At 72.9% G+C, this 24,308-nt stretch carries 22 protein-coding genes and 1 pseudogene; 10 read left to right on the top strand and 13 right to left on the bottom strand.

Annotated features, from left to right (window positions below; all coding sequences use genetic code 11):
* Window positions 1-233 precede the first annotated feature (233 nt).
* Window positions 234-995, top strand: a complete 762-nt coding sequence (locus tag AQJ11_RS20060; protein WP_059263926.1) for an RNA-binding S4 domain-containing protein — start codon at window positions 234-236, stop codon at window positions 993-995.
* A gap of 77 nt (window positions 996-1,072) precedes the next feature.
* Here AQJ11_RS20060 and AQJ11_RS20055 read toward each other — a convergent pair whose 3' ends face one another.
* The 3 genes from AQJ11_RS20055 to AQJ11_RS20045 all read right to left on the bottom strand — a co-directional run bounded on the left by AQJ11_RS20055 (window position 1,073) and on the right by AQJ11_RS20045 (window position 3,395).
* Window positions 1,073-1,528, bottom strand: a complete 456-nt coding sequence (locus AQJ11_RS20055; RefSeq protein ID WP_059263925.1) for a DoxX family protein — start codon at window positions 1,526-1,528, stop codon at window positions 1,073-1,075.
* A gap of 146 nt (window positions 1,529-1,674) precedes the next feature.
* On the bottom strand, window positions 1,675-2,367 hold the full coding sequence (locus AQJ11_RS20050) for a class I SAM-dependent methyltransferase (RefSeq protein ID WP_244218300.1): 693 nt from the start codon (window positions 2,365-2,367) through the stop codon (window positions 1,675-1,677).
* 62 nt (window positions 2,368-2,429) lie between these two features.
* Window positions 2,430-3,395, bottom strand: coding sequence for an acyltransferase domain-containing protein (locus AQJ11_RS20045; RefSeq protein WP_059263923.1), 966 nt, complete (start codon window positions 3,393-3,395; stop codon window positions 2,430-2,432).
* 124 nt (window positions 3,396-3,519) lie between these two features.
* On the opposite strand from AQJ11_RS20045, the gene AQJ11_RS20040 reads away from it, so the two are divergent.
* Window positions 3,520-3,840 carry a DUF6343 family protein gene (locus AQJ11_RS20040; protein ID WP_167360867.1) on the top strand — a complete coding sequence of 107 codons (321 nt, stop codon included), beginning with the start codon at window positions 3,520-3,522 and terminating at the stop codon, window positions 3,838-3,840.
* A 61-nt stretch (window positions 3,841-3,901) separates the two neighbouring features.
* Here the strand turns inward: AQJ11_RS20040 and AQJ11_RS20035 are convergent, their stop codons facing one another.
* The 3 genes from AQJ11_RS20035 to AQJ11_RS20025 form a co-directional block, all read right to left on the bottom strand.
* A complete protein-coding gene (locus AQJ11_RS20035; RefSeq protein WP_014672069.1) occupies window positions 3,902-4,282 on the bottom strand; it encodes a tetratricopeptide repeat protein in 381 nt (126 codons plus the stop codon).
* A gap of 90 nt (window positions 4,283-4,372) precedes the next feature.
* A complete protein-coding gene (coaE, locus tag AQJ11_RS20030; RefSeq protein WP_059263922.1) occupies window positions 4,373-5,026 on the bottom strand; it encodes a dephospho-CoA kinase in 654 nt (217 codons plus the stop codon).
* Between the two features lie 45 nt (window positions 5,027-5,071).
* Window positions 5,072-6,010 carry a PAC2 family protein gene (locus AQJ11_RS20025; protein WP_014672071.1) on the bottom strand — a complete coding sequence of 313 codons (939 nt, stop codon included), beginning with the start codon at window positions 6,008-6,010 and terminating at the stop codon, window positions 5,072-5,074.
* A gap of 196 nt (window positions 6,011-6,206) precedes the next feature.
* Here AQJ11_RS20025 and AQJ11_RS20020 point away from each other — a divergent pair, with 196 nt between their 5' ends.
* The gene (locus tag AQJ11_RS20020) at window positions 6,207-7,169 is read left to right on the top strand and encodes a right-handed parallel beta-helix repeat-containing protein (protein ID WP_059263921.1); all 963 of its coding nucleotides are present in this window, start codon (window positions 6,207-6,209) and stop codon (window positions 7,167-7,169) included.
* A 71-nt stretch (window positions 7,170-7,240) separates the two neighbouring features.
* Here the strand turns inward: AQJ11_RS20020 and rpsA are convergent, their stop codons facing one another.
* The gene (gene rpsA / locus AQJ11_RS20015; RefSeq protein WP_014672073.1) at window positions 7,241-8,731 is read right to left on the bottom strand and encodes a 30S ribosomal protein S1; all 1,491 of its coding nucleotides are present in this window, start codon (window positions 8,729-8,731) and stop codon (window positions 7,241-7,243) included.
* 389 nt (window positions 8,732-9,120) lie between these two features.
* On the opposite strand from rpsA, the gene AQJ11_RS20010 reads away from it, so the two are divergent.
* Together AQJ11_RS20010 and hrpB are read left to right on the top strand one after the other, a co-directional pair.
* Window positions 9,121-9,939 carry a class I SAM-dependent methyltransferase gene (locus tag AQJ11_RS20010; protein WP_014672074.1) on the top strand — a complete coding sequence of 273 codons (819 nt, stop codon included), beginning with the start codon at window positions 9,121-9,123 and terminating at the stop codon, window positions 9,937-9,939.
* A gap of 87 nt (window positions 9,940-10,026) precedes the next feature.
* On the top strand, window positions 10,027-12,552 hold the full coding sequence (gene hrpB, locus AQJ11_RS20005; RefSeq protein ID WP_059263920.1) for an ATP-dependent helicase HrpB: 2,526 nt from the start codon (window positions 10,027-10,029) through the stop codon (window positions 12,550-12,552).
* Here the strand turns inward: hrpB and AQJ11_RS51130 are convergent.
* The 4 genes and pseudogenes from AQJ11_RS51130 to AQJ11_RS19995 form a co-directional block, all read right to left on the bottom strand.
* Window positions 12,542-12,817, bottom strand: a pseudogene (locus AQJ11_RS51130) (PorA family protein); the annotation flags it as partial. The gene hrpB and the pseudogene AQJ11_RS51130 sit on opposite strands and share 11 nt — an antisense overlap.
* On the bottom strand, window positions 12,748-12,987 hold the full coding sequence (locus AQJ11_RS52420) for a porin PorA family protein (protein WP_341846288.1): 240 nt from the start codon (window positions 12,985-12,987) through the stop codon (window positions 12,748-12,750). The gene AQJ11_RS52420 and the pseudogene AQJ11_RS51130, both read right to left, overlap by 70 nt.
* Window positions 12,988-13,014: 27 nt before the next feature.
* The gene (locus tag AQJ11_RS48300; protein WP_107120852.1) at window positions 13,015-13,149 is read right to left on the bottom strand and encodes an SPW_0924 family protein; all 135 of its coding nucleotides are present in this window, start codon (window positions 13,147-13,149) and stop codon (window positions 13,015-13,017) included.
* Between the two features lie 171 nt (window positions 13,150-13,320).
* Window positions 13,321-15,099: a lytic transglycosylase domain-containing protein gene (locus tag AQJ11_RS19995; RefSeq protein WP_059263918.1), complete on the bottom strand. Its 1,779-nt coding sequence runs from the start codon at window positions 15,097-15,099 to the stop codon at window positions 13,321-13,323.
* A gap of 317 nt (window positions 15,100-15,416) precedes the next feature.
* Between AQJ11_RS19995 and AQJ11_RS19990 the strand changes: the two genes are divergently transcribed.
* Window positions 15,417-16,286, top strand: a complete 870-nt coding sequence (locus AQJ11_RS19990) for a DUF4184 family protein (RefSeq protein WP_059263917.1) — start codon at window positions 15,417-15,419, stop codon at window positions 16,284-16,286.
* Here AQJ11_RS19990 and AQJ11_RS50400 read toward each other — a convergent pair.
* Together AQJ11_RS50400 and polA are read right to left on the bottom strand one after the other, a co-directional pair.
* Complete coding sequence (locus AQJ11_RS50400) at window positions 16,195-16,605, bottom strand: hypothetical protein (protein ID WP_175252118.1); 411 nt, start codon at window positions 16,603-16,605, stop codon at window positions 16,195-16,197. The genes AQJ11_RS19990 and AQJ11_RS50400 overlap by 92 nt on opposite strands.
* A 536-nt stretch (window positions 16,606-17,141) precedes the next feature.
* Window positions 17,142-19,868 (bottom strand): DNA polymerase I, encoded by a 2,727-nt coding sequence (polA, locus tag AQJ11_RS19980; RefSeq protein ID WP_059263915.1) that lies wholly within the window; start codon window positions 19,866-19,868, stop codon window positions 17,142-17,144.
* 258 nt (window positions 19,869-20,126) lie between these two features.
* Between polA and AQJ11_RS19975 the strand changes: the two genes are divergently transcribed.
* The 4 genes from AQJ11_RS19975 (at window position 20,127) to AQJ11_RS19960 (ending at window position 24,091) form a co-directional block, all read left to right on the top strand.
* Entirely contained in the window at window positions 20,127-22,439 is a 2,313-nt protein-coding gene (locus AQJ11_RS19975; protein ID WP_059263914.1) for an FdhF/YdeP family oxidoreductase, read from the top strand.
* Between the two features lie 47 nt (window positions 22,440-22,486).
* On the top strand, window positions 22,487-22,978 hold the full coding sequence (locus AQJ11_RS19970) for a hotdog fold thioesterase (RefSeq protein ID WP_014672083.1): 492 nt from the start codon (window positions 22,487-22,489) through the stop codon (window positions 22,976-22,978).
* 65 nt (window positions 22,979-23,043) lie between these two features.
* Entirely contained in the window at window positions 23,044-23,385 is a 342-nt protein-coding gene (locus AQJ11_RS19965; protein ID WP_244218299.1) for a hypothetical protein, read from the top strand.
* A gap of 70 nt (window positions 23,386-23,455) precedes the next feature.
* On the top strand, window positions 23,456-24,091 hold the full coding sequence (locus AQJ11_RS19960; protein ID WP_059263912.1) for a hypothetical protein: 636 nt from the start codon (window positions 23,456-23,458) through the stop codon (window positions 24,089-24,091).
* Window positions 24,092-24,308: the final 217 nt, after the last annotated feature.

Genomic DNA, 24,308 nt, shown 5'->3' with positions numbered 1-24,308 from the left:
ACGGCCACGGTATGCCGTGCGGACGGTCCGCTGCGGAGAGGCCGGGCGGGACGGGACCCGCGACACGGCCGGCGCCCGGGGCGCCACCGCCACCGCCACCGGCGCCGGCGCCGAGGCACCAGCCCTCAGGTCCGGCTCCGCTGGTGACCCGGGGCGCGGGAGCCGCGAGGGGCTGCCGCGGCCACCGCGAAAACGCTTCCGGGTCCATGGGTCCAGGGCGTTAAGGTCGGTGCATGGCTATCGATGACGCGGACGAGAACGTGGACCGTGGGACCGTCGAGGGGACCGGCGAGCCGGGCGCGACCGCCCCCGCCCCCGCCGAACGACCACTCGATCCCAAGATCGCCGCAGCGGTGGCCGCCGCCGAGGCCGCCGGGCCCGCCGACGGCGAGACCGTCCGCATCGACAGCTGGATCTGGGCCGTCCGCCTGATCAAGACCCGCTCCCTCGGCGCCGCCGCCTGCCGGGGCGGGCATGTGCAGGTGAACGGCGAGCGGGTGAAGCCCGCCTACTCCGTGCGCGTCGGCGACGAGGTGCGGATGCGGCACGAGGGCCGGGAACGGATCGTGATCGTCAAGCGCCTGATCCGCAAGCGGGTGGGCGCGCCGGTGGCCGCCCAGTGCTACATCGACAACTCCCCTCCGCCTCCGCCCCGCGAGGCCATCGCCCCCGCCGGCCTCCGCGACCGCGGCACCGGCCGCCCCACCAAGCGGGACCGCCGCGAACTGGAACGCCTCCGCGGTGTCGCCGGCCCGGGCATCCCCGCAGGCTTCCCCGGCTTGACCGACCTGGGCGGACCCGGCGCATCCGGCGGGCCCGGCGCATCCGGCGGGCCCGGCGCATCCGGCGGGCCCGGCGGCCGTGGCGGGTCCGGCGGCCATGGCGGACGCGGCGGCTCCGGTTCTTCCGGCGGACGTGGTGGCTCCGGTGGACGCGGCACCTCGGGTGGCTCCGGCGGCTTCGGCAGCTCGGGAGGGCGACCGCGCGGACGCTGAGCTGCCGAGACCGGGCCCACGCCAGGCCGTCGGCTGCCGTCTCAGCCGAGCCTCCTACCCGGCCGACGGCACCACTGTCACCGTCGGCCCAGCAGCCGCAGCAGCTTCCCGTTGTGCGCTCGGCGGGTCCAGGCGATCAGGGCGAGGGGGACCGTCAGGATCAGCGGGGTCGCCGCGTTCTGGCCGTCGAACGCGGTGACCTGGACGATGAACGCCCCCACCATGAGCGCACCGAGGGCGATCGCCGCCACGGATTGCAGCACGGGGACCAACAGCGCGATCGCTCCGGCGAGTTCGAGCGCGCCGATGGTGTACATGGCCCCGCTGCCCCAGCCGATTCTGTCGAAGGACTCGACGGCCGTGGGGTGTGCCATGAGCTTGGGCAGGGCGCTCGCGACGCCGTAGAACAGCGCGAGCAGCACCTGCACCACGCGCAGGGCGACCCGGACTCCGCGCGCCCGGCCGGTGAGCGCGCCGGCGGAGACCGCGGCGGGCGTCGTCGGGGAGCTGACGGGGACGGTGGTCTCGGACATGACGGTCTCCAGGTGAAGCGGTCCCGATTGCTGTCACCGAGGCAGACCGGCCGGCGGTCCGGAACTCATCGGCCGACACCTCATCGGTCGAGAACGCTCGCCTCCCGGCCCCAGGATGAACGAACCGTGCACGGCAGCCGGGGTGACTACACCGAGGGCACCGCCCGGACCCACATCCCGTCCGGGGTCAGATACGTGTCCACCTCCAGTCCCGCTTCCGCCAGCGCCGACTCGAACTGCTCCTTCGTCAGGGGTCTGGAGAGGAACGTCTGCGTCCAGACCGCGTCCGGGAAGACATACTCCGCGCGGACCGAGTCCACCCCCTCCCCGGCCGGCTCCACCGAGGCGATCCGCACCGTGAAGCCACTCGGGTCGACCCGCTCCCTGGGCACGTCGGTGTGATAGTCCGCGCCCTCGCGCTGGATCAGCACACAGCCGCCGTCCGCCACATGCCGGGCGCAGGTCCTCAGGATGCCCCTGCGCACCTCCTCGTCACCGGCGTGCACCAGGAACGACGCGAGCATCACCACGTCGAACGTCTCGCCCAGGTCGAGGTCCTCGATGGGGCCGCGTATCGTGCGCGCTCCGCGGACCCGGGCCAGCATGTCGGCCGACTCGTCCACCGCCGTCACCGTGAAGCCGCGCTCCAGCAGCGGATGGGTCACCCGGCCCACCCCGCTGCCGAGTTCCAGGATGTGCGCCCCGGCCGGTACCGCCGCGGCGATGATGTCCGGCTCCTCGCCCACCGGCAGTCGCGCGTACAACTCGACCGCGCAGCCGTCCGGGGTGATCGCACCCGGTCCCGTGCCCCCGTAGCCCTCACGCATCTCGATCCTCATGCCCGGACAACGGCCCGCCCCCGCACGCCCGTTCCCACCCTCCCCCAGTTCACTCCTTCGAGCTATTCAGCCCGGAACGGGAACCATCCGTGTCCGATGTACCAGTGGCCACCGGCCCGCAGATGGTCCCCGACCGCCCGCTCCAGGGACGTCCGGCGGGGCAGCGTGGCGACCGGCAGGTCCGGGTCCCCGAAGACGAACCGGACGGGTTCGGTGTCGGCCGGCTCGCTCAGCTCGCGAGCGATGCGGAACCGCTCCTGGAAGCGCAGGATGTTGGAGTCGGCGGGCAGGTACCGCCGCAACTGCGGGTCCAGCAGCCAGGAGTGGCACAGCACCGCCACCGGCCGCTCCTCGGGGAAGCACCGGGCGAAGAACTCCCGGGCCAGCGCCAGCGAGCGGTCGCAGGCGGACGGGGTCAGCGGGCCGTGGAAGTCGGGGATGTGCAGGTTCAGGCAGGGCGTTCCGGGCGCCGCGTCCAGCCCGGCCGCCGCCCCCAGTCCAGGCGCCGCGTCCAGCCCAGCCGCCGCGTCCAGCCCGGTCGGCGCCGTCACCCGTGCGTCGTGGTCCCCGAACCGTGCGCGCTCGAACTGGAGCCGCCCGAGCTGGTACAGCTCACCGCGGAAGTGCCGGACCAGCCAGCGCCACGACTGCACCCCGGCCCTGCCGTGCCGTCTGCGGTGCACGGCGAGGTGGCGGCCCAGGTCGGCCAGGGTGCGCCGGGAGACGTCGGCCGGGACGCCGCGGGCCCGGTGGCGCGCCTGGGTGCGCGGGAGGGCGGCGAGGAGGACGTGCACGGCGAAGGTGTCCCTCAGCTCGGCCGGAGCCGAGGCGAGCAGATCGGGCAGCGCGGGTGTGCGGCCCGTGTCCTCCGGCTCGCGGAAGAGTTCCTCGACGCATTCCACCAGGAGCCGCAGCGTGCCGGGATCGCCGGTCAGCCCGCGCCACTGGGCGACGAGTTCGTTGACGTCCTCGTGCGGCACGGCCAGGTCGAGGAGCAGTGCGGGCAGATCGTCGGCGTCCGGCAGCACGGGCGGTCCCCCTTCGGCAGCGGCGGACGGCCTTATCCCCCCTCATCGAGGGGTCCCGCCGCCTCGTCGAGTGTTGATGCACGTCGTCGTCGAAGAGTACGTTGCAGACAGGAGTGGTGATCCGATGCGTACGGGCAGTGAACCGGCGACCGCGCGCAGTGCCCTGCGGGCGCGGTTCTGGCTGAGCCTGTGGGGACTGTGCTGGGCGGTCTTCGGCACGGTGGCGTTCGCGCTGGCCGGGCACCCGGGCTGGGCGGCGGTCTGCGGGGTGCTGTGGCTGCTGATCACCGTCGACATGACCGTGATCCTCCGGCACATCCGGCAGGGCCCGCACTACCAGCCGGGCCGGGACGTACCGCCGTACCGGCCGCCGGACGGACCGCCGTATCCGCAGCCACCGAGACGCCGACACCTGCATCGGGGGCCGCCGAGGCACCACCGGTAACCGGCCGGCACCGGCCGCCGCCTCCCGTGACCGCACGCCCGGTCGCCCACCGCCGCGCGCGTCACTCCTCGAAGCGTGCCGCCTTCAGGTACTGCGGGTTGGGGTCCAGCGCCGCCGCCAGCCGGAAGTGGCGCTTGGCCTGGTCCGGGCGGCCCTGGCGCTCGTAGGTGCGGGCCAGTGCGAAGTGCGCGTACGCGTTGTCCGGCTCGCGCTCCAGCACGATGGTGAACTCAAGCTCGGCGGGACGCAGTTGCGCCGCGGCGAAGAAGGCGCGGGCGCGCAGCAGCCGGGCGGCGGTGTTCTCGGGGTGCGCGGCGATGACTCCGTCGAGCAGCTTCACCGCGCCCCGCGGGTCCCGCGCGTTGAGCAGTTGCTCGGCGGCACGGAAATCGATGACATGCGTTTCCGGAGTACGTCCGGTGGAACCGCTGGTCTCGGGCACGGCAGAGTCCTTCCCTCACTGCCGCCCTTCAACGCCCCGAGCCGGACCGCTATTCCGCACCGGCATGCCATACCGGCCGTTCCGCACCTTCTATGCCGTACTGTCCGCGCCGCCCGCGCCGCCCGCGTCCTTCGGGGTCGCGCCGGCCTGCCGCGCCCGGCGTGCGAGGTCGTCCCAGACCTCGGCGACGCGCCTCGTCAGCACGTCCAGGGGTACGTCGTTGTCGATCACGATGTCCGCGATCTCCCTGCGCTGCTCCCGGGTCGCCTGCGCGGCCATGCGCGCGCGTGCGTCCTCCTCGGTCATCCCGCGCAGCCGCACCAGCCGGTCGAGCTGGGTCGCGGGGCTCGCGTCCACGACGATCACGACGTCGTAGAGCGGGGCGAGGCCGTTCTCGGTGAGCAGGGGCACGTCGTGTACCACCACGGCGTCCTCGGCCGCGGCTCTCTCCAGCTCGCGGGAACGGGCGCCCACCAAGGGGTGCACGATCGAGTTGAGGAGGGCGAGCTTCTCGGGGTCGGCGAAGACGATCGAACCGAGCCGGGGCCGGTCGAGGCTGCCGTCGGCGGCGAGGATGTCCGCTCCGAAGGCGTCGACCACGGCCGCGAGACCGGGCGTGCCGGGCGCCACGACCTCGCGCGCGATGCGGTCCGCATCGATGAGTACGGCCCCGTGCCGCACGAGCAGCCGCGACACCTCGCTCTTGCCGGCGCCGATCCCGCCGGTCAGGCCCACTGTCAGCATGAGCGGAAGCCTAGGCCCTGTCCGTGCCGGCGGAACCGGCGGAGGTCAGTTGTCGCCCTCGCGCTCCGCCAGGAAGCGCTCGAACTCGCGCCCGATCTCGTCGGCCGACGGGATCTCCACGGGCTCGGCGAGCATGTTGCCCCTGGTCTCGGCACCCGCCGCGGCGTCGTACTGGTGCTCAAGGCCCTGGACGAGCGCGGTCAGTTCCTCGTCGCCCTCCTGGATCTGCCGCTCGATCTCGGTCTGCGTGCGGTGCGCGTCGGTGCGCAGCGCGTGCGCGACGCCGGGCAGGACCAGGCCGGTGGCGGCCGTGATGGCCTCCAGGACGGTCAGGGCGGCGTCCGGGTACGGCGAACGGGCGATGTAGTGCGGGACGTGCGCGGCGACGCCCAGGACGTCGTGCCCGGCCTCCATGAGGCGGTATTCGAGCAGCGACTCGGCGCTGCCGGGCACCTGCGCCTCCTCGAAGGGGCTGCGGTGGCCGGGGACGAGGTCGGTGCGGTTGCCGTGCGGGGTCAGGCCCACGGGGCGGGTGTGCGGGACGCCCATGGGGATGCCGTGGAAGTTCACGGACAGGCGGACGCCGAGCCGCTCCACGATCTGCCGCACGGCCGCCGCGAACCGCTCCCACTCCACGTCGGGCTCGGGGCCGGACAGCAGCAGGAACGGGGCACCGGTGGCGTCCTGGACGAGGCGCACCTCGATGGCCGGGGTCTCGTAGCCGGTCCAGCGGTCCCGCTTGAAGGTCAGCAGGGGCCGGCGGGCGCGGTAGTCCACGAGCCGGTCGTGGTCGAACCGGGCCACGACCTGGTGGGGCAGTGAGTCGAGCAGCCGGTCGACGATCTGGTCGCCGGTCTCGCCCGCGTCGATGTATCCGTCGAAGTGGTAGAGCATGACAAGGCCGGCCGACTCCTGGGCGAGCGCCATGTCCACCACGGCGAGGCCCTTCGGCTCCCATGCGTACAAACCCTGCGGATCAAGCACTGTGACCGCTCCTCCTCGTGTTCCCCATGGACAACGCGCCCCGGAACAGCGGAATTCCCGCGACACGCCGCTGATCAGCGATCTCTTGCGGAACACCTTGACGACCCGTCACCTGGTCCCTACCTTCCACGGGAGCCGAGTTCAGCATCCCGGTCGTCGTTCACGTATGAGGAACGGCACGGCAGGAAGGCACTCCATGCGCATACGCACGCCGCTCCCCTCCCTGTTCACCGCGGCCCTCACCGCCGGCGGACTGCTCCTGATCGCCACCGGCCCGGCCTCGGCCGCCACCACGATCGAGGTGACGACCGCGGCCCAGCTGAAGACCGCGCTCGCCGCCGCCGGGCCCGGCGACACGATCCACCTGGCGGACGGCACGTACACCGGGAACTTCAAGGCGACGACACCGGCCACGGCGTCCGCCCGCATCACCCTCACCGGCTCCCCCGGGGCCGTGCTCACCGCCGGCGGCGGCTACGGCCTGCATCTGAACGGCGCCTCCTACTGGACGGTCCAGGGCGTGACGGTGACCGGCGGCCAGAAGGGCATCATGATCGACGCGGCCAGGGGGGTCGTGATCGACGGCGTCACGGTCCACGGCCTGGACATGGAGGGCGTGCACTTCCGCACCTCCAGCACGGACGGAGTGATCAGGAACTCACGGATCTACGACACCGGGAACGACGGCCGCGGCATGGGCGAGGGTGTCTACGTCGGGACCGCGAACACGCTGTCCGACAAGAGCGACCGCATCCAGATCCTGGGCAACACGATCGGTCCCGGCGTGGGCGGCGAGAACGTCGACATCAAGGAGGGCACGACCGGCGCCCGGATCATCGGCAACACCTTCGACGGCTCCGGCCTGACCGGCGCCAACTACGACGACTCCTGGGTCGACGTGAAGGGCAACGACGTCCTCGTCCAGGACAACACCGGCACCGCGACCAGCAACGACGGCTACCAGACCCACACCCAGCAGCCCGGCTGGGGCTGCGGCACGATCTTCAAGGGCAACAAGTCGAACTTGACGAGCGCCACCGGGGCCACCCGGCTGGCGATCAACGTCACCAACTTCGGCGCCGGCTGCACCACGACGGTCCACAGCAGCAACACGGTGACGGGCGGCAAGGGCCTGACCAACATCGCGGTGACCCCGTGAACGCCTGAGGGGCCGCACCCCGGAAGGTACGGCCCCTCAGCCGACTATCGGCTAAGCCCAGCGGCTAGCGTTCAGCTCTGCCCACCGGCCAGCTTCTCGCGCAGCGCGGCCAGCGCCTCGTCCGAGGCCAGCGCACCGGAGGTGTCCGCGCCCTCGGAGGAGTACGAACCGCCGGTCGCGGCCGGAGCCGCAGCCTCGCCACCCTCGGCCGCGGCAGCGGCGTCGGCCTCGCGGGACTTGATGACCTGCTGCTGGTGCTGCTCGAAACGGGACTGCGCCTCGGCGTACTGGCGCTCCCACTCCTCGCGCTGCTTCTCGTAGCCCGGCAGCCAGTCGTTGGTCTCCGGGTCGAAGCCCTCGGGGTAGATGTAGTTGCCCTGGTCGTCGTAGGACGCGGCCATGCCGTACAGGGTCGGGTCGAACTCGACCGCCGTCGGGTCGGCACCGAAGGACTCGTTGGCCTGCTTCAGCGAGAGGCTGATCCGACGACGCTCCAGGTCGATGTCGATGACCTTGACGAAGATCTCGTCGTTGACCTGGACGACCTGCTCCGGGATCTCCACGTGGCGCTCGGCCAGCTCGGAGATGTGGACCAGACCCTCGATGCCCTCGTCCACGCGGACGAACGCACCGAACGGCACCAGCTTCGTGACCTTGCCGGGCACGACCTGGCCGATCTGGTGGGTGCGGGCGAACTGCTGCCACGGGTCTTCCTGGGTCGCCTTCAGCGACAGGGAGACGCGCTCGCGGTCCATGTCGACGTCGAGGACCTCGACGGTGACCTCCTGGCCGACCTCGACGACCTCGGACGGGTGGTCGATGTGCTTCCAGGACAGCTCGGAGACGTGGACCAGACCGTCGACGCCACCCAGGTCCACGAAGGCACCGAAGTTGACGATCGAGGAGACCACACCGGAGCGGACCTGACCCTTCTGGAGGGTCGTGAGGAACGTCTGGCGGACCTCGGACTGGGTCTGCTCCAGCCAGGCACGGCGGGACAGGACCACGTTGTTGCGGTTCTTGTCCAGCTCGATGATCTTGGCCTCAAGCTCCTTGCCGACGTACGGCTGGAGGTCGCGGACGCGGCGCATCTCGACCAGGGAGGCCGGGAGGAAGCCACGGAGGCCGATGTCGAGGATGAGACCACCCTTGACGACCTCGATGACGGTACCGGTGACGATGCCGTCCTCTTCCTTGATCTTCTCGATGGTGCCCCAGGCACGCTCGTACTGGGCGCGCTTCTTCGAGAGGATCAGGCGGCCTTCCTTGTCCTCCTTCTGGAGGACCAGGGCCTCGATCTCGTCGCCGACGGCGACGACCTCGTTCGGGTCGACGTCGTGCTTGATCGAGAGCTCGCGGCTCGGGATGACACCTTCGGTCTTGTAACCGATGTCGAGCAGGACCTCGTCCCGGTCGACCTTCACGATGACGCCGTCGACGATGTCGCCGTCGTTGAAGTACTTGATCGTCTCGTCGATCGCTGCGAGGAAGGCTTCCTCGTTACCGATGTCGTTGACCGCTACCTGCGGGGTGGTGGCGGTGGTCTCGGTGCTGCTCGTCATGTGGGAAAGGGCTCCGGTACGGACATTGAAGTCGTAGGTACTGCTTACGCCGGGAGCCCGTTTCGCTCTGCAGAAGCCGGACAGCCAAGGAAGCGCCACATTGAGCACCGGGTGCCCGGTGGCGCCTCGACAACCGAGGGGACATACAACAGATGCGAGCGCAGCCTGCTACGTCTGAGGTGCGCAGGCCCGCAGCGCAACTTGTAGCATACGGGGGCAGCCGGACATGGTCAATGCGCGAAGGCGCACACCCGGGGCAGATCGCCGCATTTCCGGCAGAAGAAACGTCCCAACAGGCCAGTACGGGCCTGGGGGACCCCTTCCGCACGGACCCCCGGCGGGCTGGACGGAAGAGTACGACGAGGGAGCCGATCATCCAAGAGCCGGAAGTGCACGAGCCGGAGACCTCCGACGGGTTCGAGCCGGAAGCCACGCGGCGTGAGGCGGACGTCACCGAGAGCACGCGGGCCAACCGGGGCTGGTGGGACCGCAACGCCGACGAGTACCAGATCGAGCACGGCACGTTCCTCGGCGACGACCGCTTCGTGTGGGGCCCGGAGGGCCTGGACGAGGTGGAGGCCGAGCTGCTCGGCCCGCCGGAGGAGCTGAAGGGCAAGGCGGTCCTGGAGATCGGCGCGGGCGCGGCGCAGTGCGCGCGCTGGCTGGCCGCCCAGGGCGCGCGTCCGGTGGCCCTGGACCTCTCGCACCGCCAGTTGCAGCACGCGCTGCGGATCGGCGGATCGTTCCCGCTGGTCTGCGCCGACGCCGGCGCGCTGCCCTTCGCGGACGGCTCCTTCGACCTGGCGTGCTCCGCGTACGGGGCGCTGCCGTTCGTGGCCGATCCGCGGCTGGTGCTGCGCGAGGTGCACCGGGTGCTGCGGCCCGGCGGGCGGTTCGTGTTCTCGGTGACGCACCCGGTCCGCTGGGCGTTCCCGGACGAGCCGGGCCCAGAGGGCCTGTCGGTGTCCTCGTCCTACTTCGACCGCACGCCGTACGTGGAGCAGGACGAGCGGGGTCACGCGGTCTACGTGGAGCACCACCGGACGCTCGGCGACCGGGTGCGCGACATCGTGGCCTCCGGGTTCCGGCTGGTGGACCTGGTGGAGCCGGAGTGGCCGGCCTGGAACACCTCGGAGTGGGGCGGCTGGTCGCCGCTGCGCGGGAACCTGATCCCGGGCACGGCGATCTTCGTGTGCGAGCGGGACTGATCATCCCGGGCGGCCCGGGCGCCGCCCGGGACCGGGGGTCGCACGCGCGCGTGTCGACCGTTTCGGGCTCCGTACGACACTAGGGGCGTGATCCGTTACGACGCCCTGGACGCCCTTCCCGTGCGTGGCGCCCTTCCCGCCCTGGCCGAGGCCCTCGACGCCCGCGGCACCGCCGTTCTCGTGGCGCCGCCCGGCACCGGCAAGACGACGCTGGTGCCGCTGGTGCTGGCGGGGCTGGTCGGCGGCGGTCCCGCGCGGCGGGTCGTGGTGGCCGAGCCGCGGCGGATCGCGGCGCGGGCGGCGGCCCGGCGCATGGCGTGGCTGCTGGGCGAGAAACCGGGCGGGAGCGTCGGCTTCACGGTGCGCGGCGAGCGGACCGTGGGGCGGCACACGCGCGTGGAGGTCGTGACGACCGGTGTCCTGCTCCAGCGGCTCCAGCGTGACCAGGAGCTGGCCGGGGTGGACGTCGTCGTCCTCGACGAGTGCCACGAGCGGCATCTGGACGCGGACACGGTGGCCGCGTTCCTGTGGGACGTGCGGCAGGCGCTGCGGCCGGAACTGCGGCTGGTGGCCGCGTCGGCGACCACGGACGCCGAGGGGTGGGCGCGGCTGCTCGGCGGAGCGCCGGTGGTCGAGGCGGCGGGCACGGCGCATCCGGTGGAGGTCGTGTGGGCTCCCCCGGCGCGTCCGGTCCGGCCGCCGCACGGGATGCGGGTGGATCCGGCGCTGCTGGCCCATGTGGCGTCGGTGGTACGGCGGGCGCTGGCCGAGCGGGCCGGGGACGTGCTGTGTTTCCTGCCGGGCGTGGGCGAGATCGCGCGGGTGGCGGGCCTGCTGGGGGATCTCGGTGACGTGGACGTGCTCCAGGTGCACGGCCGGGCGCCGGCCGCCGTGCAGGACGCGGTGCTGGTGCCCGGGGCGCGGCGCCGGGTGGTGCTGGCGACGTCCGTGGCCGAGTCGTCGCTGACCGTGCCGGGGGTGCGGGTGGTGGTCGACTCCGGGCTGGCGCGAGAGCCCCGGGTGGACCACGCGCGCGGGCTGAGCGGGCTGACGACCGTACGGGCGTCGCGGGCGGCCGGGCGGCAGCGGGCGGGGCGGGCCGGGCGTGAGGCGCCCGGTGCGGTGTACCGGTGCTGGACGGAGGCCGAGGACGGCCGTCTGCCGGCCTTCCCGGCGCCCGAGATCAAGGTGGCCGATCTGACCGCGTTCGCCCTTCAGGCAGCCTGCTGGGGTGATCCGGACGCCTCTGGGCTGGCGTTGCTGGATCCGCCCCCGGGCGGGGCGATGGCGGCGGCGCGGGAGGTGCTGGCGGCCGTGGGAGCCGTGGACTCCGCCGGGCGGGCCACGGAGGTCGGCGTGCGGATGGCCCGGCTGGGGGTGCACCCCCGGCTGGGGCGGGCGTTGCTCGACACCGCCGGTCAAGGGGCGGAGGTTGTCGCCCTGCTTTCCGAGGAGGTGCCCCGCGACCACGGGGATGATCTCGCCGGTGCGTTGCGCCGTGTCCGGCGAGGGGGTGACGCCTACGCCGCGCGGTGGGCCGCGGAGGTACGGCGGCTGCGGGGCGTCTCGGAGGAGTTCGCGCACCCGCCAGCCCTTCACGGCCGGCACCAAGGCGCCGTCCAGGCCGGACCGGGCACCGGCGACGACAAGCTCGCCGGGCTGGTCGCCGCCCTGGCCTTTCCCGAGCGTGTCGCCAAGCTCGACGGCGGGTCGTACCTCATGGCGTCCGGGACGCGCGCGGAACCGGCCGAGGGATCGGCGCTGCGCGGTGCTCCCTGGATCGTCGTGGCCGTCGCCGACCGGCCCTCCGGCAAGGGCCACGCGCGCGTGCTGCTCGGGACGGCCGTGGACGAGGACGTGGCGCGGGCCGCCGCCGGCGCGCTCCTGGCGGAGGGGGACGAGGTGCACTGGGCCGACGGGGACGTCGTGGCCCGGCATGTGGAACGGCTGGGGGCGATCGAGCTGGCCGTACGGCCCCTGAAGGACGCCGATCCGGCTCTCCTACGCGGTGCCCTCCTCGACGGGCTCCGGCAAGGCGGGCTGGGGCTGCTCCGCTGGTCGCCGGAGGCGGAGGTGCTGCGGCAGCGGCTGGCGTTCCTGCGGGCGCACCTGGGTGATCCGTGGCCGGACGTGTCCGACGCGGCGCTCCACGCGCGCGTGGACGAGTGGCTGGAACCCGAGCTGAGCCGGGCCCGGCGGCGGGCCGATCTCGCGCGGATCGATGCCGGACAGGCGCTCGCGCGGCTGCTGCCCTGGGCGAGCGGGGAGGCCGCCCGGCTGGACGAGCTCGCGCCCGAGCGGATCGCCGTACCGAGTGGGTCCAGGGTCCGCGTCGACTACCGGGATCCCGGGCGGCCGGTCCTCGCCGTCAAGCTCCAGGAGATGTTCGGGCTGCGGGAGACACCGGCCGTCGCGGGTGTGCCGCTGCTCGTGCACCTGCTCTCGCCCGCCGGGCGGCCCGCCGCGGTCACCGCCGACCTCGCCTCCTTCTGGGCGGACGGTTACCGGGCCGTCCGGGCGGAGCTGCGCGGCCGGTACCCCAAGCACCCGTGGCCGGAAGACCCGGCGACCGCCGAGCCCACCCGGCACACCAACGCGCGGCTCAGGCGCTGACCGGTTCGGGCTCCTGCGTCCGCGTGCCGGCGGGGTCCTGCGGGCGGGCGCGGGCCTCCAGCCAGAGGGACAGAGCGAGAAGCAGCGGGGCGAAGCCGAGGGAGCCCCAGGGGACGTACGAGGTGAGGGCCAGGACGAGGGTGCGGTTGCGACGGACCAGGGCGACCGTGTGGTCGATGTAGTCCTCGCGTACCCTCACGTGCCCGGCGAACGCGGTGACCTCGGCGCGACCGCCGAGCAGGGTGCCGCCGCGCAGTTCCTCCCGGCCCGACCTTCTTCGCGGCCTCCACGTCGCCCTTGAGGGAGGACCATGTCCTGGTACTGGTTCGCGGGGATCCGGGCCAGGCGGGGGAAGGCGTACCACCGCACCAGGGGGGCCGGCGCCGCGCAGAACACGGCGCAGGCGAGCAGGACCAGGCCTGCCTTGCGGCGCATTGCGGCCCCTCTTCCAAACGGGCGCGGCTACGGGCGTGCGGGCACCGTCGTCAGCAGCGGCTCGGGGGACGTCCGGCCCGACGGCGGGCCCAGCGCGCTGACCGTGAGGACCAGGGCGAGCGCGAGGGCGAGACCGGTCGCGGCGGCGATCAGGGCGCGCATGCGGGGCCTCCCGGTGGACGGTCGGTGTCCTGACGGGTCCTCACCGACTCCTGATGGGCCGTCAGGTCCGGCGCCGTAGCAACGGGCGGACGAGATGAGAACAGCGGTGCGCGCACGAAGAAGGGCGCCCGCCCGCCGGAGCGGGTCGGGCGCCCTGTGCGCCGTCGTGCGTCAGGAGGCGGAGGCGCTCGGGTCCGGGCTCGCCGGGGAGTCGGCGGCGGCGACCTTCAGTTCGACCGTGAGCGTGGCGCCGCCCGTGGTGGTGATGCGGAGCAGGAACGTGCCGGTGGTGTCGTCGGCGTACAGCTTCGGCAGCGTGAGCAGGCCCTTGTCGTCCGTCTGGAGGCCGGTGAGGGTGCGGACGACCTTGCCGTCGGCGTCCTTGAAGTAGGGGCCCTTGTCGTTCTCCGTGGCGCCGTCCGCCGACTTGACCAGTGTGGCGGTGGCCGCGACCTTGTCCGCGACGGCGCCCTTGTACGTCGCCTTCACCTGGACCTGGTCGGCGAACTCGCCGCCCGGCGTGCAGCTCAGCGGGGTGTCGCCGGTGCGGACCAGGGTGTCGGCGGCGCGCGCGGTGACGGTCGCCGCGAAATCGACGCCCTTGACCGTGCGGCCCACGACGGCGGCGGTGACCTTGAAGTCGCCGGTCTTCTCGCCGGCCTGGAGCGCCGGGGCGAGCGCGATGCCCTTGGCGTCGGTGGCGACCGTGGCCACGGTCTCACCGCCGGCGAAGGCGGCGTCGGTGTCACCGGTGATGGTGAACCGGATCCTGATCTTGGCGACGGACTTGCCGACCTTGGTCTCGGCGCGGACGCTGACCGGCTCGGCGAAGGCGTCACCGGCCATGGCGCTGAGCTTTCCGGTGCCCATGCCCACCAGGTGGTCCACCAGGTCGGTGGGCGTCTGCGGGTCCGTCGGGGGCGCCGGCGGGGTCGGCGGAGCGGGCGGGGTCGGCGGGGCGGGCGTCGGCCCGGGGCCGGGGCTGTCGCTCCCGCCGTGGTCGCTTCCGCCGTCGCCGCCGGGCTTGGGCTTGTGGGGCTTCGGGTCCGGCTTGGCCGGCGGGTCCGAGGGCTTCGGGGAGTGGGTGCCGCCGGAGTCCTCGTCGCTGCGGTGCTCGGGGACGCCGCCGGTGCCGTCGGGGACGGAGTGGCTGCCCTTGCGGTAGAACTCCAGCCAGTTCAGGACCAGGTTGAGGTAGTCCTGCGAGTTGTTGTAGCTGAGGATCGCGCTGTGCAGGCCGCCTTCGGTGGACATGTCCCAGTCGTTGCGGCACAGGTAGTGGCCCGCGGCGAGGGCGGCGTCGTAGACGTTGTTGGGGTCCTTCTTGCCGTCCCCGTTGCCGTCACGGCCCGCCCAGGCCCAGGTGGACGGGATGAACTGCATGGGGCCGACGGCCTGGTCGTAGGTGCTGTTGCCGTCGTACGCGCCGCCGTCGGTGTCCGGGATGAGCGCGAAGCCGTTGCCGTCGAGCTGCGGGCCCAGGATGCGGCCCACGGTGGTGCCGTCGGCGTCGACCTGGCCGCCGCGGGCGTGCCCCGACTCCACCTTGCCGATGGCGGCGAGCAGTTGCCAGGGCAGGTTGCAGCCGGGCTTGGTGGAGCGCAGTTCCGCCTCGGCCTTCTTGTAGGCGTCGAGGACCGTCGCCGGGATGCCGGCCTCGGCCGCCCCGCGGGAGACGGGGGTGCCGGCGCTCGGCGAGGGGCTGGGGTCGGGGCTCTTCAGGGGCGGCAGGTCCGTGTAGTAGGGCGAGTTGCCGGTCGCGTTGCCGGTGGCGCTGCCGTCGACGGCCCCGTCCGTGGCGGGGGCGCTGGCGCCGGCCGCCGCCGGTCTGCCGTCGTCCTCGTTGGTCACTCCCGGTGCCTGGGACGCGGACAGAGCCGCGACCGCCGCCGCGGCCACGGCGGTGGTCGCCGCTCCCTTGCGCAGCCGCCTGCCGAAATGCGCCGCCATAGAGTGAACCCCTCCCATGGACGCCCGTGCGTCCGTCTCCTTCTGTCTGCCTCGCTCTGGTGTGACGGTTGACCCGGTGCTGTGGTTGCGCCTGTTCCGCCCTTCCCTCCGTGCGACGGGTGTACGGCCGTGCGCCCGCACGGCGACGCAGGTGACCCTACGACAACTTGCTTGGAACCTGCACCGGTTCGCGCCCGGATTTCACCGTTTGGCCAACTGTCGTCGCCCATGCCTGCCCCGGGCGGCCGTCACCCATACTGGGCCGGCCTGATCACCGGCGCCGCGTTCCGCGCCGCCGACCGCTCCGGGAGGCCCTGTTGCCGTTCACACTCAGCCATGCGGCGGCCGTGCTGCCCGCGATCCGCCGGGACGGAAGCGGCCGGGGCCCACTGGTGCCGACGGTGCTCGTCGCGGGTTCCTTCGCGCCCGACATGCCCTACTACGCGGCCGGTGTCCTGCCGGGCGGGATGGAGTTCGGCTCGGTCACGCACGCGTTCGCCGGCGTCGTCACGGTCGACGTGCTCATCGCCTGGGCCCTGGCGGGGCTGTGGCTGCTGGTGCGGGAGCCGTTGCTCGCGCTGCTGCCACGGGCGCGGCAGGGCCGGCCGGCCGCCCTGCTGCGCTGCGGTGCGCACCGCGCGCGGGTGCGGACCTCGGAGGTGGGGCGGTGGTACGCCTCCGCGGTGCTCGGCGCGCTCACCCATGTGGTGTGGGACGCGTTCACGCATCACGACCGGTGGGGCACGCGGCTGGTTCCGGCCATCGGGCGGGCCCGTCCGGCCGGCGTACCGCTGTTCACCTGGCTTCAGTACGGCTCGTCGGCGGCGGGTGCCGTGGTGATCGCCGTGTTCGCGGTACGCGCGCTGCGGCGGGCGCCGGACGGCGTGCCGGCGGGAGTGCCGGTGCTGTCCGTGCGGGACCGGTGCCGGGCGCTCGCGGTGATCGGCGGCTGCGCGCTGATCGCGGCGGTGCAGCGGACGGCGCGGTGGCGGGAGCGGCGGGGTACGGCCGCGGGGCCGTGGGAGCTGGTGCCCACCCTGTGCTTCGGGGTGGGCGCCGGGCTGCTCCTGGGGCTGCTGCTGTACGCCGTCGGGGTCAGGGTCTGGCGTCCGGCCGGCGGTCCCGGGGGTCCAGGGGATCCCGGTGGGGTGGTCGGTGCGGGCCGGGGGCGGCCGGTCGCTCGGTGACGGACGCGACGAAGACCGTGAGCGTGGGCCGGGGGCGTGATCTCGGGATCAGGGTGAGGACGAGGGCGGCGTAGCCGCGGGCCAGGTCGGCCCACTGGCGCCAGTCGGGGGTGCGGGCCGCGCGGTCGGCGACCCTGCGCCGGAGGTCCTTGGGGACGTTGCGGACGGTCGTGGCCAGATCGGCCGGGATGCGGGCGGTGCTTGCGTCGGCCGCGAGGGCCGGCACCGGCGCGGCGGGCACGGCCTGCGTCGAGGCGGTGTCCGCCCAGACCCCGGCTGATGCCTCGGGCGTCCGGCGGTGAAGCATGCGTATACCCATGCCCGCAGTGTTGCGGCTGCGGGGGGTGGGGGGCGTTTTGGCGGGGTCCGTTCGGGTTGTGACGAATCCCTCCGGGGGACCGGCCGGACGTTCGAGCTCGGGTGGGTCGCGGCGAGGAGGGGGTGAGGCGGTCGGGGGCGGGGTGGTCGGGGGCGGGGTGCCCCGCACCGCTGGGCTGCGTTGCGGGGTGGGGAGGTGATCGGCGGCCGGGGCGCAGCCCCTGCACCGCCGGGCTGCGCCTTAGGAGGGAAGGCAATCCGCGGCCGGGGCTGGGTGCCCCGCACCACCGGGCTACGTCACGGGGGCGCAATGCCCCGCACCACCATGCTGCGCCGTGTAAGGCGATCGGCGACCGGGGGCGCGGCTCCCTGCACCGCCGGGCTGCGCCTTAGGAGGGAAGGCAATCCGCGGCCGGGGCCGGATGCCCTGCACCGCCGACCTACGTCGCGTGGGGATCGGCGCTGCGGCGGAGAAGTACGTCACCCCTCGCCGCAACGCCCGCGCCTCCGCTCGGTCCGCCCTCCACGCGCCGCAGGCTAGTGGGCCGCCGATTCCCAGTCCGGGCCCACGCCCACCGAGACGTCCAGCGGGGCCCTGAGCTGCACGGCGCCCGCCATCTCGCGGCGGACGATCTCCTCCGCCGCCGCCCGCTCGCCGGGGGCGATCTCCAGCACGATCTCGTCGTGCACCTGGAGGAGCATGCGGGACCTGAGGTCCGCCTCCCGCAGCGCGCTGTCCACCTTGAGCATGGCGATCTTCACGATGTCCGCCGCCGTGCCCTGGATGGGCGCGTTGAGGGCCATGCGCTCGGCCGCCTCGCGGCGCTGGCGGTTGTCGCTGTTGAGGTCGGGCAGGTAGCGGCGGCGCCCGAAGAGCGTCGCGGTGTAGCCCGTCGCCCGGGCCTCGTCGACCGCCCGGCGCAGATAGTCCCGCACTCCGCCGAAGCGCTCGAAGTAGGCGTCCATCAGGGCGCGGGCCTCGGCCGCCTCGATGTTCAGCTGCTGGGAGAGGCCGAACGCGGACAGGCCGTACGCGAGGCCGTACGACATCGCCTTGATCTTGCGGCGCATCTCGGCGTCTACCGCGCCGGGCTCGACGCCGAACACCTGGGAGGCGGCGGTGGTGTGCAGGTCCTCGCCGGAGGTGAACGCCTCGATCAGGCCCGCGTCCTCGGAGAGGTGGGCCATGACGCGCAGTTCGATCTGGCTGTAGTCCGCGGTCATCAGGGACTCGAAGCCCTCGCCGACCACGAAGCCCCGGCGGATCGCCCGGCCCTCGTCCGTGCGGACGGGGATGTTCTGGAGGTTGGGGTCGGTGGAGGACAGACGCCCGGTCGCGGCCACCGTCTGGTTGAAGGTGGTGTGGATCCGGCCGTCCCCCGCGATGGTCTTGATCAGGCCCTCGACGGTCACCCGCAGCTTGGCCTGCTCGCGGTGGCGGAGCATGATCACGGGCAGTTCGTTGTCGGTCTGGGTGGCGAGCCAGGCCAGGGCGTCGGCGTCCGTGGTGTAGCCGGTCTTGGTCTTCTTCGTCTTCGGCAGGGCCAGCTCGCCGAAGAGGACCTCCTGGAGTTGCTTGGGCGAGCCCAGGTTGAACTCGTGGCCGGCCGCCGCGTGCGCCTCCTTCACGGCCTGCTGCACGGCGCCCGCGAACATCTGCTCCATCGCTTCGAGGTGCGGCCGGTCCGCCGCGATGCCGTGGCGCTCCATGCGGGCGAGCAGCGCGGAGGTGGGCAGCTCCATGTCGCGCAGCAGGTCGGCGGCGCCGACCTCCTCCAGGCGGCCCTCGAAGGCCGTGCCGAGGTCCAGGACGGCGCGGGCCTGGACCATCAGGGCCTCGGCCTCGGCGCCGTCGTCCGCGCCGAAGGCCAGCTGGCCGTCGGCCGCCGCGGCGGGGGCCAGCTCGCGGTGCAGGTACTCCATCGACAGCGCGTCCAGGTCGAAGGAGCGGCGGCCGGGCTTGACCAGGTAGGCGGCGAGCGCCGTGTCCATGCGCACGCCCTCGACGCTCCAGCCGTGCTCGGCGAAGACCCGCATGGCGCCCTTGGCGTTGTGAAACACCTTGGGGCGGGCCGCGTCGGCCAGCCAGGCGGCGAAGGCGTTCTCGTCGGCCTCGTCCAGCTCCGACGGATCGAACCAGGCCGCCGCTCCCCCGGCCGCGGCGAGGGCGACCTCGGCGACCGAGCCGGCGCCCAGCGCCCAGGTGTCGACGGTGGCGACGCCCAGGGGGCCGACGCCGTGCTCGGCGAGCCAGGGGGCCAGCTCTCCGGTGTGCAGGATGGCGCCGTCGATCTCGACGCCGTCGGTGGTGATCGGGGTGGCCTCGGCCTCCTCCGTGCCGGGGTCGACGGCGAAGAGCCGCTCGCGCAGCGACGGGTTGCGGATCTCCAGGGTGTCCAGGACCATCGCGACGGCCTTGCGGTCGTACGGGGCCCGCTCCAGGTCGGCGACCGCCTTCGGCAGCTCCACCTGGCGTTCCAGCTCGGTGAGGAGGCGGTTGAGCTTGACGGACTCCAGGTGGTCGCGGAGGTTCTGCCCGGCCTTGCCCTTGACCTCCTCCACCCGCTCGACCAGCTCGGCGAAGGAGCCGAACTGGTTGATCCACTTCGCGGCGGTCTTCTCGCCGACCCCGGGGATGCCGGGGAGGTTGTCGGACGGGTCGCCGCGCAGAGCCGCGAAGTCCGGGTACTGGGCGGGCGTCAATCCGTACTTCTCGAAAACCTTCTCCGGGGTGAAGCGGGTCAGCTCCGAGACGCCCTTGGTCGGGTAGAGCACGGTGGTGTGCTCGCTGACCAGCTGGAAGGAGTCGCGGTCGCCGGTGACGATCAGCACCTCGAAGCCCTCGGCCTCGGCCTGGGTGGCGAGGGTGGCGATGATGTCGTCCGCCTCGTAGCCCTCGACGGCGAAGCGGTGCGCGTGCATCGCGTCGAGCAGCTCGCCGATCAGCTCGACCTGGCCCTTGAACTCGTCCGGGGTCTTGGAGCGGTTCGCCTTGTACTCGGTGAACCGCTCGGAGCGCCAGGTCTTGCGGGAGACGTCGAAGGCCACCGCGAAGTGCGTGGGCGCCTCGTCACGCAGGGTGTTGGCCAGCATCGACGCGAAGCCGTAGATCGCGTTCGTCGGCTGGCCGGTCGCGGTCGTGAAGTTCTCCGCGGGCAGCGCGAAGAACGCGCGGTAGGCCAGCGAGTGCCCGTCCATGAGCATCAGCCGGGGACGGGAGCCGCCGGGGGTCTTGTCGGTCTGCTTCGATGCTGTCTCTGCCACGTCCCCGATCCTGCCACGAGCCACTGACAGCGCGGGCCGGGCGGTTCCGGCGGGGGGCACAGCCGGTCGCCTCCCGGACGCTCACCGCGACGAGGACCCCGCGCCTCTCACAGCGACGAGCGTCCCGCGCGGACGGACACCGTGGAACCGGCGCACGCGGTGCCGCCGGCTCCCGCCCTGCCCGCCCGGCATCGTTGTCGGCGGGCCGTGGGAGGATCGTCGGCGTACTTCTCACACGCAGTCGAAGGGGAGCGTGCGATGGCGACGAAGCCGCCCAAGGGTGATCCGGTCCAGGACGCGCCGCAGGTCGCGGAGCCCCGGCACGCGGCCGCGGGGCTGCCGGCCATCGGGCACACGCTGCGCATCGCCCAGCAGCAGATGGGTGTGAAGCGCACCGCGCTGACGCTGCTGCGCGTGAACCAGAAGGACGGCTTCGACTGCCCGGGCTGCGCCTGGCCGGAGCCGGACCACCGGCACACGGCGGAGTTCTGCGAGAACGGCGCCAAGGCGGTGGCCGAGGAGGCCACCCTGCGCCGGGTCACGCCCGAGTTCTTCGCCGCGCACTCCGTCGCGGACCTGTCCGGCCGCAGCGGCTACTGGCTGGGACAGCAGGGCCGGCTCACGCACCCGATGTACCTCCCCGAGGGCGGCACGCACTACGAGCCGGTCTCCTGGGAGCGGGCCTTCGACATCGTCGCCGAGGAGATCGCCGCCCTCGGCTCCCCGGACGAGGCCGTCTTCTACACCTCGGGCCGCACCAGCAACGAGGCCGCGTTCCTGTACCAGCTCTTCGCGCGCGAGCTGGGCACGAACAACCTGCCGGACTGCTCGAACATGTGCCACGAGTCGTCCGGGTCGGCGCTCAGCGAGACCATCGGGATCGGCAAGGGCAGCGTCCTGCTGGAGGACCTGTACAAGGCCGACCTGATCATCGTCGCGGGCCAGAACCCGGGCACGAACCACCCGCGCATGCTCTCCGCGCTGGAGAAGGCCAAGGCGAACGGCGCGAAGGTCATCAGCGTCAACCCGCTGCCCGAGGCGGGCCTGGAGCGCTTCAAGAACCCCCAGACCCCGCAGGGCCTCCTCAGGGGCGCCGCCCTCACCGACCTGTTCCTCCAGATCCGCATCGGCGGCGACCAGGCCCTCTTCCGGCTCCTCAACAAGCTGATCCTGGAGACCGAGGGTGCGGTCGACGAGGAGTTCGTCCGCGAACACACCCACGGCTTCGAGGAGTTCGCGGAGGCCGCGCGTGCCGCCGACTGGGACGAGACGCTGACCGCGACCGGCCTCACGCGCGCGGAGATCGAGCAGGCCCTCGGCATGGTCCTCGCCTCGCGGCGGACCATCGTCTGCTGGGCCATGGGCCTCACCCAGCACAAGCACTCCGTCCCGACCATCCGCGAGGTGGTCAACTTCCTGCTGCTGCGCGGCGACATCGGCCGCCCGGGGGCGGGCGTGTGCCCGGTGCGCGGGCACAGCAACGTCCAGGGCGACCGCACCATGGGCATCTTCGAACGGCCCGCGCCGGCCTTCCTGGACGCCTTGGAGAAGGAGTTCGGGTTCGCTCCGCCGCGCGAGCACGGCTTCGACGTCGTACGGGCCATCCGCGCGCTGCGCGACGGCGAGGCGAAGGTCTTCTTCGCCATGGGCGGCAACTTCGTCTCCGCCTCGCCCGACACGGAGGTCACCGAGGCCGCGATGCGCCGCGCGCGGCTGACCGTGCACGTGTCGACCAAGCTGAACCGCTCGCACGTGGTCACGGGCGCGCGGGCGCTGATCCTGCCCACGCTGGGCCGGACCGAACGCGACGTGCAGGACAGCGGCGAGCAGTTCGTGACGGTCGAGGACTCCATGGGCATGGTGCACGCTTCGCGCGGGCGTCTGCGGCCCGCGAGCCCCCACCTGCGGTCCGAGCCGGCCATCGTGTGCGGTCTCGCGCGGCGGGTGCTCGGCGAGCGCAGCGTCGTGCCGTGGGAGGAGTTCGCGAAGGACTACGCGACCGTCCGTGACCGCATCGCGCGCGTGATCCCCGGTTTCGAGGACTTCAACGCGCGCGTGTCCCGGCCCGGCGGCTTCGCGCTGCCGCACGCCCCGCGCGACGAGCGGCGCTTCCCGACCGCCACGGGCAAGGCGAACTTCACGGCCGCGCCGGTGGAGTACCCGGCGCTGCCCGAGGGCCGGCTGCTGTTGCAGACCCTGCGCTCGCACGACCAGTACAACACCACGATCTACGGCCTGGACGATCGGTACCGGGGCATCACGGGCGGGCGCCGGGTGGTGCTGGTGCACCCCGAGGACGCCCGGTCGCTCGGGATCGCCGAGGGGTCGTACGTCGACCTGGTGAGCGAGTGGCGGGACGGGGTGGAGCGGCGGGCGCCCGGTTTCCGGGTCGTGCTGTATCCGACGGCCCGGGGATGCGCGGCGGCGTACTACCCCGAGACGAACGTGCTGGTGCCGCTGGACGCCACCGCCGACACCAGCAACACCCCGGCCAGCAAGTCCGTCGTCGTACGGCTGGAGGACCACAGCGGCACCGCCGGGAGCCGTCTGGAACAATCGGCGACCGACTGAGCGTTTGCTCAGCGAGCAGACAGGTGGACGACGAACGGAGCCGGCCCATGGGCGAGCAGCAGCACGTGAAGTTCCCGCAGGAGGTCCTCGACGAGTACACGGCGCTCGGTGTGGACCTGCCCGCCCTGTTCTCGGCCGGGCACCTGGGCACGCGGATGGGCGTGCAGATCCTGGAGGCCTCGGCGGACAAGGTCGTCGGGACCATGCCGGTGGAGGGCAACACCCAGCCGTACGGCCTGCTGCACGGCGGCGCCTCCGCGGTGCTGGCGGAGACCCTGGGCTCGGTCGGCTCCATGCTGCACGGCGGCGCCTCGAAGATCGCGGTCGGGGTGGACCTGAACTGCACGCACCACCGCGGCGTCCGCTCCGGCCTGGTGACGGGCGTGGCCACGCCGGTGCACCGGGGGCGGTCGACGGCGACGTACGAGATCGTGATCAGTGACGAGGAGGGCCGCCGCGTCTGCACCGCCCGGCTGACCTGCCTGCTGCGCGACGTCCGGCCGGGCGACGGAGCGCCCGCGGAGTCCGCCGCGAGCTGAGCGCCGCCTCCACCGGCCTGCGCCGGACCGTTGCCCCTCGCCCTCCCTCCCTCTAGCTTCGGCACATGGGACGGCGAGGAGGCCCCCGGCCGGGGGTGAGGTTCCTGGTGCTGGGGCCGGCGCTGCCGGCGCCGCTGTGCACGACGGGCCGCACCGGACCGGACGGCTCCGCTCCCTCCCCCGCTCCCACCACGGCCTCGGCCTCGGCCTCACCGCACCCGGCCTCGGACGCCGACCTGTGCACCAGGCCCGTCACCCACTGGGCCCGCAGGACACTCACCGACGACACCTGCGGCGACTACCAGTCGATGGGCCTGCCCCACGGGCGGTACCGGATCCTCCTGGACGTCGCGGCGGCGAAACGCCCCGCGCGGCAGCGCCAAGGCGCGGCAGCGTCCGTTGGTTGATGCACCGTCAGGCCCGCACGGCGTGTGCCGCGCGCTACCGCCACGGGACCGCGAGGACAGGTCCCTGGACATGAGCGGCATCGGTCCGCCGGAGCCCGGCGAGGGCACGCGCGCGTGGGACGGCCGGCGGCCGGAGGACACGCGTCCGCCCGGCCGGACACGCGCGGCCCTGACCGCCTGGTACGCCCGCCACCGGCGGATCGCCATCGCCCTCGCCGCCGCGGCCGTCGCCCTGGCGGGCGGCGGCTATCTGTACGCCACCCGGCCGCACCGGCCGCCCCCGCGCGAGGACCGCGCGCACGCGCAAGTCCCCTACCCCGCCCAGGCGGTGGACATGACCTACCTGGACGGCCGGACCACTCCCGCGGGCGCCCCGCCGCGCAGCTTCAGCTTCGCCGTGCTGCTCAGCGTGACCTCGGGGCCGCCGGTCACCGTGACCCGGGTGACCCAGCCGTACGCGGGTCTGTCCCTGCATACGGATCCACCCGTTCCGTTTCAGACAAGGTCGGGTTCCGCCCGCAAGGTCACGATCACGATGCACGTGACGGAATGCGAAAAAGTCCCCAAGAACGCCGGGCTGCCTTTCCTGGACGTAACTCTGCGTAATACGCGCGCAATACAGGTCCAGAGCTTCATCCTGGGCCCCCGCTACGCACAGGACCTCTCACGCGCCCTGCTAGTAGCCTGTAGCAACAAAGTTCGGTAATCACCAAAACGGCTGAGACGCCTGGAGGGATCAAGGCGAGTCCTGCGGGTTCTCACAATGCGGACAGTGCGAATCCACCTGAATTCCACCTTCCACCCCACCAAGTACCGCTCTGCATTACGTCGTGTCATAACAAGAGCGTCACAGCCTCGGTCAGACACTCCTCCACGTTCCCCACACACGCTTAGAGTCACGGCCAGTCACCGCGCCTTCGGAT

Source organism: Streptomyces corchorusii (genome assembly GCF_001514055.1).
GTDB lineage: Bacteria > Actinomycetota > Actinomycetes > Streptomycetales > Streptomycetaceae > Streptomyces > Streptomyces olivaceoviridis.
This window is presented reverse-complemented; position numbering and strand designations above follow the sequence as displayed.

Coding starts and splice junctions, on each gene's coding strand:
- AQJ11_RS20060 (WP_059263926.1), top strand. CDS start 234: ATGGCTATCGATGACGCGGACGAGAACGTGGACCGTGGGACCGTCGAG.
- AQJ11_RS20055 (WP_059263925.1), bottom strand. CDS start 1,528: ATGTCCGAGACCACCGTCCCCGTCAGCTCCCCGACGACGCCCGCCGCG.
- AQJ11_RS20050 (WP_244218300.1), bottom strand. CDS start 2,367: ATGAGGATCGAGATGCGTGAGGGCTACGGGGGCACGGGACCGGGTGCG.
- AQJ11_RS20040 (WP_167360867.1), top strand. CDS start 3,520: ATGCGTACGGGCAGTGAACCGGCGACCGCGCGCAGTGCCCTGCGGGCG.
- coaE (WP_059263922.1), bottom strand. CDS start 5,026: ATGCTGACAGTGGGCCTGACCGGCGGGATCGGCGCCGGCAAGAGCGAG.
- AQJ11_RS20020 (WP_059263921.1), top strand. CDS start 6,207: ATGCGCATACGCACGCCGCTCCCCTCCCTGTTCACCGCGGCCCTCACC.
- rpsA (WP_014672073.1), bottom strand. CDS start 8,731: ATGACGAGCAGCACCGAGACCACCGCCACCACCCCGCAGGTAGCGGTC.
- AQJ11_RS52420 (WP_341846288.1), bottom strand. CDS start 12,987: ATGCGCCGCAAGGCAGGCCTGGTCCTGCTCGCCTGCGCCGTGTTCTGC.
- AQJ11_RS48300 (WP_107120852.1), bottom strand. CDS start 13,149: ATGCGCGCCCTGATCGCCGCCGCGACCGGTCTCGCCCTCGCGCTCGCC.
- AQJ11_RS19995 (WP_059263918.1), bottom strand. CDS start 15,099: ATGGCGGCGCATTTCGGCAGGCGGCTGCGCAAGGGAGCGGCGACCACC.
- AQJ11_RS50400 (WP_175252118.1), bottom strand. CDS start 16,605: ATGGGTATACGCATGCTTCACCGCCGGACGCCCGAGGCATCAGCCGGG.
- AQJ11_RS19975 (WP_059263914.1), top strand. CDS start 20,127: ATGGCGACGAAGCCGCCCAAGGGTGATCCGGTCCAGGACGCGCCGCAG.
- AQJ11_RS19970 (WP_014672083.1), top strand. CDS start 22,487: ATGGGCGAGCAGCAGCACGTGAAGTTCCCGCAGGAGGTCCTCGACGAG.
- AQJ11_RS19965 (WP_244218299.1), top strand. CDS start 23,044: ATGGGACGGCGAGGAGGCCCCCGGCCGGGGGTGAGGTTCCTGGTGCTG.
- AQJ11_RS19960 (WP_059263912.1), top strand. CDS start 23,456: ATGAGCGGCATCGGTCCGCCGGAGCCCGGCGAGGGCACGCGCGCGTGG.